Source organism: Streptomyces sp. NBC_01716 (assembly GCF_036248275.1).
GTDB lineage: Bacteria > Actinomycetota > Actinomycetes > Streptomycetales > Streptomycetaceae > Streptomyces.
The window spans coordinates 593,072-605,179 of record NZ_CP109181.1; the positions used below are offsets into that span (position 1 = coordinate 593,072).

Here is a 12,108-nt window from a genome sequence, read left to right on the forward strand (position 1 = left end):
GCCGTACGTTATCCCTTTGATCTACGAGGAGAGCATGCCCGGTCGGGGCTCTCCGGAGGCGGACCTGGCGCCTCGGCCGAGCAGCGAGTCCAGGATCTCACCGACCCGGATCGCGGTGTTGGACAGCAGGGACGACGTGATGCCGTGCGTGTGCTCCGTGCCGCCCTGGAGATAGATGCCGCAGCTCAGGTCGGGGGCGGTGGCGATGCGGTAGTCGCGTTCGACGCGGACTCGGCCCTCGTCGTCCCGGAGGCAGCGGTCCGCGACCTCACCGAGAAGGCCGACGGGGTCGGCGGGGCCGTAGCCGGTGGCGAACACCACGATGTCGGCGTCCAGGAAGGTCTCCTCGCCCGTGACGAGGGACTTCACCGTGGCACGCGCCTTGTCGGGCGTCTCCTTGACGTCCACCAGCCGGGAGACGTTGATGAAGCGCAGCCGCTCGGTGCCGAGGACCTTCTCCCGGTACATCTGCCGGTAGAGGTCGTCGATCAAGTCGATGTCCACCACGGAGTAGTTGGTGTTCCCGTGGTAGTCCATGAGCCGGCCCTTGACGTCCTCGGGCGCGGCGAAGTACTGGTCGACGGCGTCGGGATCGAAGATCCGGTTGGCGAACGCGCTGTCGTCGGCGGGGCTGTAGCCGTACCGCGAGAAGACCGCGCAGACCTCGGCGTCGGGGAAGCGGCGGTGCAGATAGGCGACGTTCTCGGCGGCGCTCTGACCGGCGCCGACGACGACGAAGCGGGAGGGCGACGAGTCCGCCAACTCCTCGACCCGCTTGAGCAGTTCGGAGTTGTGCCAGACGCGGTCGCCACGCTCCACGCCCTCCGGCATCTGGGGACGCAGCCCGGTGCCGATGACGAGGTTGCGGGTGCGGTGGACCGCGAGCCCCTCCCTCGACCGGACGGTGACATCCAGATACTCCGTGGTCCCGTCACGGACGACGGGCATGACGCCGACGACCTCGTGGCCGTAGGAGACCGTGTCGTCCACCTTGGCCGCGGCCCACTCGAAGTAGTCGTGGAACTCCACCCGCAGGGGGAAGAGGTTCTTGTGGTTGATGAAGTCGATCAGCCGCCCCTTGCTCTGCAGGTAGCAGAGGAAGCTGAACTCACTGGTCGGGTTCCTGAGCGTCACCAGGTCCTTGAGGAAGGACACCTGCATGGTCGCGTCGTCGATGAGCATCCCCCGGTGCCAGCCGAACCGGGGCTGCTGCTCGAAGAAGTGAGCGGTGACCGGCTCCTGCCTGCCGACGCGTGCGTTGTGCTCGCTGACCGCGATCGACATCGCCACATTGGACGGCCCGAAGCCGATGCCTATGAGGTCGTGGACCGGTGCTGCGTCGCCAGGAAGAACCTGTGACATGTCACTCCCATTCATACGGGGGAAGCCGCCCTGTCAGGCGTGGGGGTACGTGAGACAGACAGAAGGTGGGCACGCCGACGAAGCGATCCCACCCTGAACTTAGGTGAGCCTAAGCTAATCCCGTACGGCTGTCGAGTGGGGTACCTTGCACCGGCATCCGCCGACTGGGCCACCGGGCAGGTCAGTTGCACACTAAGGTAAGCCTTGCTTAACTACCTTTGGTCATTCCCTGCTCCGAGGAGGAACCCCCATGCGGGTCGTCATGTTCGGTTACCAGACCTGGGGCCACCGCACCCTGCGAGCCCTTCTGGACTCCGAGCACGACGTGGTGCTGGTCGTGACCCACCCCAAGAGCGAGCACGCGTACGAAAAGATCTGGAGCGACTCCGTCGCCGACCTCGCCGAGGAGCACGGCGTCCCGGTGCTGATCCGCAACCGGCCGGACGACGAGGAGCTGTTCGAACGCCTCAAGGAGGCCGACCCGGACATCATCGTCGCCAACAACTGGCGGACCTGGATCCCCCCGCGGATCTTCGGCCTGCCGCGGCACGGCACCCTGAACATCCATGACTCGCTGCTGCCGAAGTACGCCGGCTTCTCCCCGCTGATCTGGGCCCTGATCAACGGCGAGCCCGAAGTGGGCGTCACCGCACACATGATGGACGACGAACTCGACGCCGGCGACGTCGTCCGCCAGGAGGCGGTCGCGGTCGGACCGAAGGACACCGCGACCGACCTCTTCCACAAGACCGTCGAGCTCATCGCACCGGTCACCATCGGCGCGCTCGGCCTCATCGCCGCCGGCCAGACGGAGTTCACCAAGCAGGACCGCTCGCAGGCGAGCTTCTTCCACAAGCGGTCCGCCGAGGACATCCGCATCGACTGGACCTGGCCGGCGGAGGACCTCGAACGCCTGGTCCGCGCCCAGTCGGAGCCGTACCCGAGCGCCTTCGCCTTCCACAAGGGCAAGCGCCTCGAAGTCCTCGCCGCTGTGGTGTCCGATGGCCTCTACGGCGGTACGCCGGGCCGTGTCTTCTACCGCGAGGGCGACGGCGTGGTGATCGTGGCCGGAGCCGACGCCCGCACGGGCCGCAACCACGGCCTGGCGATCACGCGCGTCCGGACGGAGGACGGCCGGGAGCTGCCCGCGACGGAGTACTTCACCACTATGGGCGGCTACCTGACGAGCCGTCCCTGACACGAACGGCCCCCGACCTCCGGGAGCCGAACCGGCGCCACTCTCAGGCCCGGCCCTTAGCGGGGCCGGGCCTGCCGCTTTCAAGATCGCCGGTGCGCGGCGCCAATCACATCGTGGCCGAAAAGGCAAATAAGCCGCCGACCCTCTCTCATCGGCCGTCTACTGTACGAACACCCCGTGCCGCCCGTCGCGGCAAGCTGAGGAGGAATCCTGTGTCATCGCCCTACGGCCCCCAGAACGCACCCGCCGGCGATGTGGGCGCGGCGCTCCCGATGATCGACTCGCGGCTCAGGAGCATCCACAGCGGCAAGACGGAGACCGACCCCGAACAGCAGGAGCTGATCAACCAGTTCGCCGCCTCACTGGGCCCCCGAGGGGCCGACGACGTGCTGGACGGCGCGTGCACGCTCATCTACATGTTCATGACGTGGCTGCGGAAAGCCCATGAGGAGCACGACTTCGCCACGCGCATGATCAGCGAGGCTCTCACCAGTGCGGACCGAAGCTGAGACGCGTCAACGCCACGCGTCATCACACTGAGGCGAGATCGGCTCTCCGGGGTTGACCTGGGTGGGACCGGACCGGACAGGGCGGCTGGAAGGGACAGGAAAGTTGCTCGCGAGTGGCACGTCTCTCCTGCCCGTCAACTCCACCTTGGGTGTGCTGCTCGCGGTACTTCTCGTTGTCGCGGCCGGAGTCGCCGCCCTCTTCCGGCTGGCACCGGACTCCGGCTCGGGACGGTCGCGCCAGATCCTCACGGCGGGTCTGCGCGCCGCCGTTCAACTGGCCGTCGTCTCCGCCGTCATCACCTGGGTGATCCACCACGCGGTGGCCACCGCGGCGTTCATCCTGCTGATGTTCGCTGTCGCCGTCCGTACGGCCGGACGCCGCGTGACCACCGACGGGACCTGGTGGAAGACCGCCGCGCCCATCGCCGCCGGGGTGGCGCCGGTGGTGGGCGCCCTTCTGCTCACCGGTCTGATCCCGGTCAAGGGCATCGCCCTGATCCCGGTCACCGGCATCCTCATCGGCGGCGCCCTGACCGCCACGGTCCTGGCGGGCCGCCGGGCACTGGACGAACTGGAGCTGCGTCACGGCGAGGTGGAGGCGGGCCTGGCGCTCGGTCTGCTGGAGCGGGAAGCCCGTATGGAGGTCGCTCGCCCGGCTGCCTCCGACGCTCTTCTCCCCGGCCTCGACCAGACTCGTACGGTCGGGCTGGTCACCCTCCCCGGCGCCTTCGTCGGCATGCTCCTGGGCGGCGCCGACCCGCTGTCGGCCGGGGCGGTCCAACTCTTCGTGCTGATCGCGCTGATGGCCATCCAGGCAGTGGCGGTGGCCGTCACGGTGGAACTGGTCACCCGGGGCGAGCTCCACCGTCCACCCAGAGGTTCCGGTACCGGCTAAGGGCTGTCCCGCAATCCCTGGTGGATCAGCGCGCGGCGTCAGATGCGGTGCATCGCAAGGCGGAGGGACGTCCGCATACTGGATGTATTCGGACGTTCCGACAACGCGGCGAGGTGCCGTAGCTGTCGTCGCGCGCCCGCCAAGGATTACGGGACAGCCCTTAGCGTCGCCGAGATCGAATACTGGGCAGAAAGTCCGCACCGCCCGAACTTTGCGCGCTGAATTCCGTGCTCCGGCCGATCCCTGGAGTTCTCACGGAAAAGCGAAGGACCGGCCCCGCGATAGGGGCCGGTCCGTCGTCCTGGTGGGCGTCTCAGCCGAGGTCGAGGAGTTCCTCGTGGAAGCCGCCGAAGCCGCGCTCGCGGTCGACGAGGTGGATCTCAAGAATCCAGTGGCAGTCGCGTCCGGCGCGGTCGGGCCGGCGCAGCCGCGTCTCGTTGCCGGGCGCGATGTACGACTCGATGTCCGCACCGTCGATCTTCTCGTGCGGGAACTCGCCCACCGGATGCCCCGCGTGCCAGCCGCCCAGCTCCCAGCCCCGTGCTTCGGCCAGCCGGCCGATCTCGGCGTGCAGGCGGGCGCCGGTGATGTCCGGGTCGGCGTCGAAGGCGCGGCGTCCGGCGGCGAAGACCTCGGGCAGGTCGGCAAGGAGCCGGTGCTTGACGGGGTCGTCGCCGAAAACGAAGGTGCGTCCGAAGTCGGCCTCCCACTCGTCGAAGATCGGGCCGAAGTCGGCGAAGGCGATGTCGTCCTGGCCGATGGTCCGGTCGGGCGGGTTCTCCCGGTACGGGTGGAGGGTGTTGGGTCCGGAGCGGACGATGCGCTTGTGCCAGTGCCGGGTCGGGCCGAACAGTTCGTTCGCCAGGTCGCGTACCCGGTCGCTGACGGCCTGCTCCCCGAGGCCCGGTGCGACCAGACCGCGCGACCCGATCTCGGCGAAGAGCCCGGCCGCCTTGGCCTGAGCCGCCAGCAGGCGCTCGGCGCGGGTCGTCTCTTCGGTCATCTGTCCCCCATCGTGCGCCGCGTCCGAAGACTCTTCAGGTGCCAGCCTAAGCGAGCGAACAGCCCCGGCGCGGCGGCGTCAGCCCGTACGGATCGCCCGGGTCAGGAAGTATCCGCGCCCGTCGTCGTAGCAGTCCGTACGCCAGCCGGCGGCGTCCAGCATCGGTCGCAGGTTCGCCTCCGCCAGCGGGTCGTCGGGGCTGAGGGGACGGCCGTGGCGGGCGGCTCGTTCGGCGCGGCCCGACGGGTGGAAGAGCAGGAGGGTGCCGCCCGGTCTGACGACGCGGGCCCACTCGCACAGGGCGGCGGGCGGGTCGGCGACGTGGTTGAGCAGCCCCGCCGAGAAGATGCCGTCGACCGTCCCAGAAGGCAGCGGCAGACGCAGGCAGTCGGCGATCAGCAGACGCGCGGAGCCGCCGCGCCCTTCGCGGGCCGCCGCCGCGAGCATGGCGGGGGTGACGTCCACACCGAGGACCGTGCCCTTGTCCCCCACCTCCTCGCGCAGGGCGGGCAGGACGCGTCCGGTGCCGCAGCCCACGTCCAGCGCGGTCTGTCCGGGGCGCAGTCCCATGCGCGAGACGGCGGACACGTACGCCGGGGTGTCGGCGGCGAAGCGCGCCTCCCAGCGGTCCGCCTTCGGGGTGAAGAACGCCCGGCTCGCGGTGTGTTCGGCCCGCGCCGCGACGAGCGCGGCGAACCGGGCGAGCACGCGGTCCCGGTGCGGAGCCAGCGCGGCGAGGGCGGCCGGTGTGGTCTCCCGGAGGCTGGGAGCTGTGGCTGCCTCCGCCGGGAAAACCGCCGCGAGGGCCGCCACGGTCTCCTCGTCCGCCTCCAGATGGAACTGAAGCCCCCACGCGGCCCCGCCCACCCGGAACGCCTGCACCGGGTAGCGGTCGCACGACGCGAGCGGGACCGCCCCGTCCGGCAGGTCCATGGTGTCGCCGTGCCAGTGCAGGACCTCCAGCCGCTCGGGCGTCCCCGCGAACAGCGGATCGGTGGCTGCCGGATGCCGTGTGCGTACCTCGCCCCATCCCACCTGGAGCCCCGAGCCGGTACGGGCGGCTGCCCCCGCCGCCACAGCCAGCAGCTGCGCGCCAAGACAGACTCCCAGCACGGGCACCTCGGCGGCCAACGCCGCACGCAGCAGGGTGAGTTCGGCGGCGCGGGTGGGGAAGCCGTCGTCGCCGTACGCGGCCATCGGCCCGCCCATCACGACCAACGCCTCGATTCCGACGAGGCCTTCGGGCAGCGGATCCCCCGCCCACACCCGGCACAACCGCGTCCGCAGCCCGGCCCTGTCGAGCGCGGCACCGATCGCATACGGCCCCTCCTCCGGTACGTGCTGCACCACCAGCACCGCCATGGCCTCGCCCCCTGTCCGCAGATGCGACCCCAAACACCGCCATCCGACAGTACATCAAGGGCAGATGGGGGACATCCGATCGCACCTGCGTTTCACGCCACTGGGTGGAACTACGCCTGTCGCGGCGGGATGTTGTGGTTGACGCGGAATCTGTTCTCGGGGTCGTAGAGCGCCTTGGCGGACCGGAGCCGTTCGTAGACCACCGGGTCGTACGCCTCGCGGGTCCGCCGGGCCGTGGCGTCGGCGGGGCCGAGGAAACCCGGGTGTCTTCGCCGGCTCAGCCAGGGCGCGAGAACCTCGAAGAGTTCCTGGCCCGCGTTCGCGTACGAGGACACGTCCTCGCCCGGAGGGGCCACGGCGAGCGCGAGGACGGTGAACGCGGCGTCGCGGCGTCCGCCCACCGCGTTGGCCGTGACCGGCGGGCGGGCGTACGCGCCGCCGAGCTGCCGGATGTCGACCATGTTGATCCGGTTCCCGGGTCGGTGCCGATGTGATCGACGATCGCGCGGACGGTGTCCGGCGTCATCTCGTCGAGGAGCCCGAAGTGTTCGACGGCGGCCATGGGGTCGGCGGGATCCATTCCGATGGATCCGAATTCGGTGTACGGCATCGTGGAAACGGTGTCCATCAAGGGCGTCGCGACCTGACGCAAGGGCGCGATCAGCCGCTCCCCCTCCTCCTCCCGGCCGACGTAGGAGAGCTGGATCGCCACCGCGGTCTTGCCCCGCATGAACTCAGGAAGGTCGGGCAGCGGGGGGAAGTTGAGAAATACGATTCCCGAAGTCAGGCCATCAGGAGTCGTCGAGGTGAAGCGCCGGTACGCCTCGAACACCACGCCGGCGTCCGAGCCCGAGAAGAAGAGCGCGCCCGCGTAAAGGTGCGTCACGGGGAAGAGGGCGAACTCCATCGCGGTGACGACACCGAAGTTGCTCTTGCCTCCGAGCAGGGCCGAGAACAGGTCGCTCTCCGACGTCGCCGAGACGTGCCGCAGCTCGCCGTCCGCCGTGACGACCTCGATCCGGGTGACATGGTCCGAGGCCCACCCGTACTTGCGTCCCATGGTGATGCTGCTTCCGCCGCCGAGCGTGTAGCCCACGACTCCGACGCCCGACGAGGAGCCGGCGAGCGGCGCGAGGCCGTGCGCGGCGGCGTCGGTGACGAGCTGCTGGAAACGGACTCCCGCCTGGACGCGGGCGGTCCGTGCTTCGGGGTCGATCGTGAGGTCCGACATCCGCGCCGTGGTGATCAGCAGAGTTTCCTCGGTCGCGGGCAGCGAGGGCCGTGGCCCGTACTGAGCACCGCGATGTTCAGCCCGAGCCTCCCGGCGGCGCGCACGGCCAGGGACACGTCCTGGGGGCTCGTCGCGCCGACGGCCACCGCGGGGTGGTGCGTGACGGCCAGGTTGAAGACCTCGCACTCGTCTTTGTAACCCTCCGCGCCGGGTGTCAGGACGGGGCCGGCGGCCTCGGCGGCGAGAGCGGCCAGCTCCCGTTCCCACCGGTCGCGGTCGGGTGCGCCGTTCGATTCCTCTCGGGCCATGACGATGCCTTTCCGCGTCGGCCTGCCGACGCCGCGCGTGCTCGACCGTTGATTCAGCACGGGCACGTTATCATCATATTTGCCCAAATTTGGCGTTGCGGTTGACCGTTACTCCTCACCGGCTGATGTGCCCGCCTGTCACCCATGGCGTGCCTACAGGAGTGGAACCCATGAGCGACCCAACGGCCGCCGACACCGGCTGGACCTGGTACCGGCCGATGAGGGCACGCAGTGCCGATGAGCGCGCCCGCAGCTCGACCGAGCTGGAGCTCCTCTTCGACCTCTGCTTCGTCATCGCGGTCGCCCAGGCCGCCGCCGCGTTCGAGCACGAGGTCACCTCCGGGCGCATCGGCCACGGAGTCCTCGGCTACGCGATGGTGTTCTTCGCGATCTGGTGGGCCTGGATGAATTTCACCTGGTTCGCCTCCGCCTACGACACCGACGACGTCTTCTACCGGCTGCTGACCCTGGTTCAGATCGGTGGCGCGCTCATCATGGCCGCCGGCGCGGCCAGGGCCCTCGATGACTCCGACTTCGTCCTGGTCGCCATGGGGTACGTGGTCATGCGGCTGGCCATGGTCGCCCAATGGCTGCGCGCCGCCTACTCCGACCGCGAACGGCGGACGTCCAGCCTGCGTTACGCGGCGGGGATCTTCCTCATTCAAATCGGCTGGGTCATCGTCGCGTTCGGTGTGATTCCCGATCTGCCGGTGGCGTTCGTCGTTCTGGCGGTGGGCGAACTCGCGATTCCCCCCTGGGCGGAGCGGACCGCGCCGACCACCTGGCACCCTCAGCACATCGCGGAGCGCTTCGGCCTGTTCACCCTCATCGTTCTCGGTGAGACGGTGGCGGCTGCCGCCGCCGCCATGCGTGCCGCCCTCGATACGGATGTCTCTTTCGGTGATGTCGCCTCGTTGTCGATCGGCGGTCTCGTGACCGTCTTCGCCATGTGGTGGCTGTACTTCGCTTTCGACTCCCCGAGCCGGCTCACCTCGCTGGCGGCATCGCTGCGCTGGGGATACGGCCACTACGCCCTGTTCGCCTCCGCGGCGGCGGTGGGCGCCGGTCTCAGCGTGAACATCGCGGAGGCCACCGGTCACGTCGAGATCAGCCGGACCGCCGTGGCGGCCGCGTACACCATTCCGGTCGCCGTCTATCTCACGGCGCTCGCGCTGCTGCGCCGCGGCTCGAAGCCGTCCGGGACCCTGGACGCGATGTGGGCACTCGCTCTGCTCGGTCTCCTCGCGGCCACCTTCGCGGACGACCCTGTCCTGATCACCGGTCTCGTCACCGCCGCCCTGGTCGCGGGGGTGGTGACGTACATCCAGCGGAACCCGGCCCGCTGAGGCCCCCGGCGTGAGGGCGTCCCGGGCCGAGACCGCCCAGGGCTCACAGGTCGACGACGACTCGTCCTTTCGCGCCCGCGCTCTCCGTGGCGTCCTGTGCGTCGGCGATCCTCTTGAGTGGGAACCTCACCGCGATCGGGTACCGCAGATCCCCCGCCGTGACGGCCGCGGTCAGGTCGGCGGCGGCCGATTCGTTGGCGCACTCGGGGAAGTCGTCGTTGCTCAGGAAATGGACGGCGATGTTCTTGAGGGCGGGGGTCCAGTAGGGAAGCGGCGCGTCGGCGTCGCTCGTCGCTTAGGTGGCGATCACGCCGTTGTACTTGAGCACCTCAAGGTCCGCGTCGACATTGCCGGCCAGATCCGTTTCAGCGATCCGGTCGACTCCCGCCGGGGCGATCTCTCCGACCTGCTCGGCCATGTTTCCGTCGTACAGCCTGACGACATGGTGCGCTCCGGCGCTCAGCGCGCTGTCGACCTGGCCGGCGTGCCGCACCGCCGCGCCGGGCCAGAGCGCCTTGGTCGAACCCGACCGCCTCGGGCAGTTCGACCGCGTGCCGGCTGGGTACGACGGTGTACTCCGCCGCCGTACCGAACGGGCGATAGGACTGGGCGAGATACACCCAGACCCTCTGGCCCACTCGGTCCGGGGCCACGTCCACGCCCACGGCATCGATGACGCCGTCGTCGTGGGGGATGACGCGCGGATACGCCATGGTGGAGCCCCAGTAACCGTGCCGCTTTCCGACGTCGCCCACATGGATTCCGGAGACGGCGACGCGGACCCGGACCTCGTGCGGCCCCGGTTCGGGAAGGGGCATCTCGCCGATCTGAAGGACCTCGTGGGCCGGCCCTTGTCGCTCGTAGTAGGCCGCGCGCATCGCGGTCGGGTGAGTGGCCATCACATGCCGCCTTTCCGGTGCCTGATTCCCCGGTGGGGTTCCTTCTCGTTCGCGCCACCGCCGTCCGCTCCGTCCTCGGCCGGATGTCCCCGGCCTGCATCGGCGACGCTACGGGCGCGCCCGCACGGTGCGGCCATTCGGCTGAAGCCCGCAGGCAGGTTCACCCTTCCGGGCGTCCGTCCGCCGGCACGGGATGCTCGACCCGCCCGGAGCGGAACGGTCAACTCCCCATGTTCCAGGGCGTGTTACTCGAACAGGGGTCGTGCGCGAGTGCGGCCGGGTCCATAACTTTGTTCGTGGCGAAGGGCTCCCGGGCGAACCGGCCGGGCGCCCCGCCTGCACCACCATCCGGCGCCCGCCATCCCCGCTCACCTCGCGGGGCTACTGGCTCGACAGCGTGTGGGGCGCCTGGTGGCTCTGAGCCACCCGTAGACCCGCAGGACTGAGCGGAACGGGCGCCATCGCCGGGGCAGCAGTCTGACGCACCGGTCCTACCGCGCCCGAGCACACCAGCACGGGAGTGGCCCGACCGACCCCATATGCCGGTCGAGCCACTCCACTCTGACACTCCGGTGGAGGATGCACATGGAGTTTGTGGTCCTTCCGGACCATCCGGCCGGCACCGACGCACTCGCGCTGGCCCCGGCCTCCGGATTGCCGGGCCCCAAGGTGATCGAGCACCACTCCGGTCGGCCCTGGCTGGTGGGCGACTGGCCGGACGACGAGATCGTGTCCGTCTCCGCCGGCCCGCGGCGCCTGGTCCTGCTCGGCTGTGCGAAGGTGCGACAGGAGCCCCTGGCCGCCGGGTTGAGCCGGGTCCGCTCCCTGGCCGACCTGGACGGCCTCGCCCGCCTGGCCGCAGGCAGCTTCCAGTTCGTCGCGTCGATCGACGGCGAAGTCCGGGTCCAGGGCTCACTGTCCACCGCGTGCCAGGTCTTCTACGCCAAGGTCGCCGGCGTGACGATGGCCGCCAACCGCCCCGAGGCGCTGGCCGACCGCATCGGCGCGACCGTCGACGAGGAACGGGTCGCGCTCGAACTGCTGTCACCGTTCGGGCCGCCCGAGCCCCTCAGCGAGGCCTCGGTGTGGCGCGGGGTGCGCAGCCCTCGTATCGGACACTGCCTGGAGATCGGCCGGAACGGCGCCGGGCGCACCCGGCGCTGGTGGACACCGCCCGCGCCCGAACGCCCCCTGGGCGACGGCGACTTCGTCCGCGAGGCGCTGTTCGACGCCGTGCTGGCGCGTACGGCGGGCCAGCCCGTGGTGAGCGCCGATCTGTCCGGTGGCCTCGACTCGACGAGTCTGTGCTTCGTCGCCGACCGGACCGACGGCACCTGACGACCCTGCACTACGAGGCGCGCGGCGGGCGAGGCGAGGACCTGACCTGGGCGCGGCGCGCCGCGCGGCGGCCGAACTGCTCCGGGCCCGCCATGTGGAGGTACGGCCGGAGGAGACCCCCGACTGGTACGCGCCGTTCGAGCACACCCCGCACGGCAGGGAGTGGCCGCTGATGTTCGTCCGGTCCCGGGCCGTCGTCGAGCACCCGGCCGCCTCACGACGCGACCGGCCGGCCGGCGCGCGGCCGAGCTGGCGGCGCTGCGGGCGCTGGAACGGCGGGAGATGACCCGGCTGCTCGCGAGTCCCGCCCAGGCGGGACTGACGCTGCTCAATCCCCTGCTCTACTTCGTCGTGCTCGGCTTGACCATGCTGCCGCTGTTCTTCCTGTCGGGCGCGATGTTCTCGGTGGCCGGTCTGCCGTGATGGCCGGCCGCGCTGACGCTCGTCAACCCGCTGACGTACGCGGTGGACGCGCTGCGGCAGACCGTGGCCTGGGCCGCGCCGGGCGGCGCGCTGCCGACCGGGCCGGACTGGGGCGGCTGGGCACCGCCGCTCGGGGTCGAGCTGATGGTGATGTGTGCGCTCGGCCTCGTCGCCCTGGTGGTCGCGGCGCGCCGCTTCGCCCGCGCCGAGTAGCGGGCGGGGGCACGGCGAGGG

The 12,108-nt window shown here is 70.2% G+C and carries 14 protein-coding genes and 2 pseudogenes; 7 read left to right on the forward strand and 9 right to left on the reverse strand.

The features are described from left to right. Window positions 1–21: 21 nt before the first annotated feature. Window positions 22–1,362, reverse strand: coding sequence for a lysine N(6)-hydroxylase/L-ornithine N(5)-oxygenase family protein (locus OIE74_RS02595; RefSeq protein WP_329377941.1), 1,341 nt, complete (start codon window positions 1,360–1,362; stop codon window positions 22–24). A gap of 250 nt (window positions 1,363–1,612) precedes the next feature. Between OIE74_RS02595 and OIE74_RS02600 the strand changes: the two genes are divergently transcribed. The 3 genes and pseudogenes from OIE74_RS02600 to OIE74_RS02610 all read left to right on the forward strand — a co-directional run bounded on the left by OIE74_RS02600 (window position 1,613) and on the right by OIE74_RS02610 (window position 3,964). Then, the gene (locus tag OIE74_RS02600; RefSeq protein WP_329377942.1) at window positions 1,613–2,560 is read left to right on the forward strand and encodes a methionyl-tRNA formyltransferase; all 948 of its coding nucleotides are present in this window, start codon (window positions 1,613–1,615) and stop codon (window positions 2,558–2,560) included. 212 nt (window positions 2,561–2,772) lie between these two features. Further along, a pseudogene (locus OIE74_RS02605) lies at window positions 2,773–3,018 on the forward strand (hypothetical protein); the annotation flags it as partial. Between the two features lie 154 nt (window positions 3,019–3,172). Then, window positions 3,173–3,964, forward strand: coding sequence for an ABC transporter permease (locus tag OIE74_RS02610; RefSeq protein ID WP_329377944.1), 792 nt, complete (start codon window positions 3,173–3,175; stop codon window positions 3,962–3,964). A gap of 313 nt (window positions 3,965–4,277) precedes the next feature. Here the strand turns inward: OIE74_RS02610 and OIE74_RS02615 are convergent, their stop codons facing one another. The 5 genes from OIE74_RS02615 to OIE74_RS02635 all read right to left on the reverse strand — a co-directional run bounded on the left by OIE74_RS02615 (window position 4,278) and on the right by OIE74_RS02635 (window position 7,868). Beyond that, window positions 4,278–4,967, reverse strand: a complete 690-nt coding sequence (locus OIE74_RS02615) for a M24 family metallopeptidase (RefSeq protein ID WP_329377946.1) — start codon at window positions 4,965–4,967, stop codon at window positions 4,278–4,280. 78 nt (window positions 4,968–5,045) lie between these two features. Further along, window positions 5,046–6,329, reverse strand: a complete 1,284-nt coding sequence (locus OIE74_RS02620) for a methyltransferase domain-containing protein (protein ID WP_329377948.1) — start codon at window positions 6,327–6,329, stop codon at window positions 5,046–5,048. A gap of 110 nt (window positions 6,330–6,439) precedes the next feature. Continuing rightward, entirely contained in the window at window positions 6,440–6,664 is a 225-nt protein-coding gene (locus OIE74_RS02625; protein WP_329377950.1) for a BBE domain-containing protein, read from the reverse strand. After that, on the reverse strand, window positions 6,607–7,560 hold the full coding sequence (locus OIE74_RS02630; protein WP_329377952.1) for an FAD-binding oxidoreductase: 954 nt from the start codon (window positions 7,558–7,560) through the stop codon (window positions 6,607–6,609). The genes OIE74_RS02625 and OIE74_RS02630 overlap by 58 nt, the downstream gene beginning before the upstream one ends. Window positions 7,561–7,574: 14 nt before the next feature. Beyond that, window positions 7,575–7,868: a hypothetical protein gene (locus OIE74_RS02635; RefSeq protein ID WP_329377955.1), complete on the reverse strand. Its 294-nt coding sequence runs from the start codon at window positions 7,866–7,868 to the stop codon at window positions 7,575–7,577. 170 nt (window positions 7,869–8,038) lie between these two features. Here OIE74_RS02635 and OIE74_RS02640 point away from each other — a divergent pair, with 170 nt between their 5' ends. Next, window positions 8,039–9,214 carry a low temperature requirement protein A gene (locus OIE74_RS02640; protein WP_329377957.1) on the forward strand — a complete coding sequence of 392 codons (1,176 nt, stop codon included), beginning with the start codon at window positions 8,039–8,041 and terminating at the stop codon, window positions 9,212–9,214. A gap of 43 nt (window positions 9,215–9,257) precedes the next feature. Here the strand turns inward: OIE74_RS02640 and OIE74_RS02645 are convergent, their stop codons facing one another. The 3 genes and pseudogenes from OIE74_RS02645 to OIE74_RS38540 form a co-directional block, all read right to left on the reverse strand. Further along, complete coding sequence (locus OIE74_RS02645) at window positions 9,258–9,455, reverse strand: zinc-binding dehydrogenase (RefSeq protein WP_329392147.1); 198 nt, start codon at window positions 9,453–9,455, stop codon at window positions 9,258–9,260. Between the two features lie 54 nt (window positions 9,456–9,509). Further along, window positions 9,510–9,707: a hypothetical protein gene (locus OIE74_RS02650; RefSeq protein WP_329377960.1), complete on the reverse strand. Its 198-nt coding sequence runs from the start codon at window positions 9,705–9,707 to the stop codon at window positions 9,510–9,512. 100 nt (window positions 9,708–9,807) lie between these two features. Then, window positions 9,808–10,113 (reverse strand): annotated as a pseudogene (locus OIE74_RS38540) (alcohol dehydrogenase catalytic domain-containing protein); the annotation flags it as partial. A 585-nt stretch (window positions 10,114–10,698) separates the two neighbouring features. Here OIE74_RS38540 and OIE74_RS02655 point away from each other — a divergent pair. From OIE74_RS02655 to OIE74_RS02665, 3 genes are all read left to right on the forward strand, one after another. Next, window positions 10,699–11,451, forward strand: a complete 753-nt coding sequence (locus OIE74_RS02655) for an asparagine synthase-related protein (RefSeq protein WP_329377962.1) — start codon at window positions 10,699–10,701, stop codon at window positions 11,449–11,451. A 162-nt stretch (window positions 11,452–11,613) separates the two neighbouring features. Continuing rightward, entirely contained in the window at window positions 11,614–11,874 is a 261-nt protein-coding gene (locus tag OIE74_RS02660; RefSeq protein ID WP_329377964.1) for a hypothetical protein, read from the forward strand. A gap of 63 nt (window positions 11,875–11,937) precedes the next feature. Then, a complete protein-coding gene (locus OIE74_RS02665; RefSeq protein ID WP_329377966.1) occupies window positions 11,938–12,087 on the forward strand; it encodes a hypothetical protein in 150 nt (49 codons plus the stop codon). The last annotated feature ends 21 nt before the right edge of the window (window positions 12,088–12,108 follow it).

What these genes read in the sequence shown, in the direction of transcription:
- OIE74_RS02595 (WP_329377941.1), bottom strand. Translation starts at nt 1,362, where the DNA reads ATGTCACAGGTTCTTCCTGGCGACGCAGCACCGGTCCACGACCTCATA.
- OIE74_RS02600 (WP_329377942.1), top strand. Translation starts at nt 1,613, where the DNA reads ATGCGGGTCGTCATGTTCGGTTACCAGACCTGGGGCCACCGCACCCTG.
- OIE74_RS02615 (WP_329377946.1), bottom strand. Translation starts at nt 4,967, where the DNA reads ATGACCGAAGAGACGACCCGCGCCGAGCGCCTGCTGGCGGCTCAGGCC.
- OIE74_RS02620 (WP_329377948.1), bottom strand. Translation starts at nt 6,329, where the DNA reads ATGGCGGTGCTGGTGGTGCAGCACGTACCGGAGGAGGGGCCGTATGCG.
- OIE74_RS02630 (WP_329377952.1), bottom strand. Translation starts at nt 7,560, where the DNA reads ATGTCGGACCTCACGATCGACCCCGAAGCACGGACCGCCCGCGTCCAG.
- OIE74_RS02635 (WP_329377955.1), bottom strand. Translation starts at nt 7,868, where the DNA reads ATGGCCCGAGAGGAATCGAACGGCGCACCCGACCGCGACCGGTGGGAA.
- OIE74_RS02640 (WP_329377957.1), top strand. Translation starts at nt 8,039, where the DNA reads ATGAGCGACCCAACGGCCGCCGACACCGGCTGGACCTGGTACCGGCCG.
- OIE74_RS02655 (WP_329377962.1), top strand. Translation starts at nt 10,699, where the DNA reads ATGGAGTTTGTGGTCCTTCCGGACCATCCGGCCGGCACCGACGCACTC.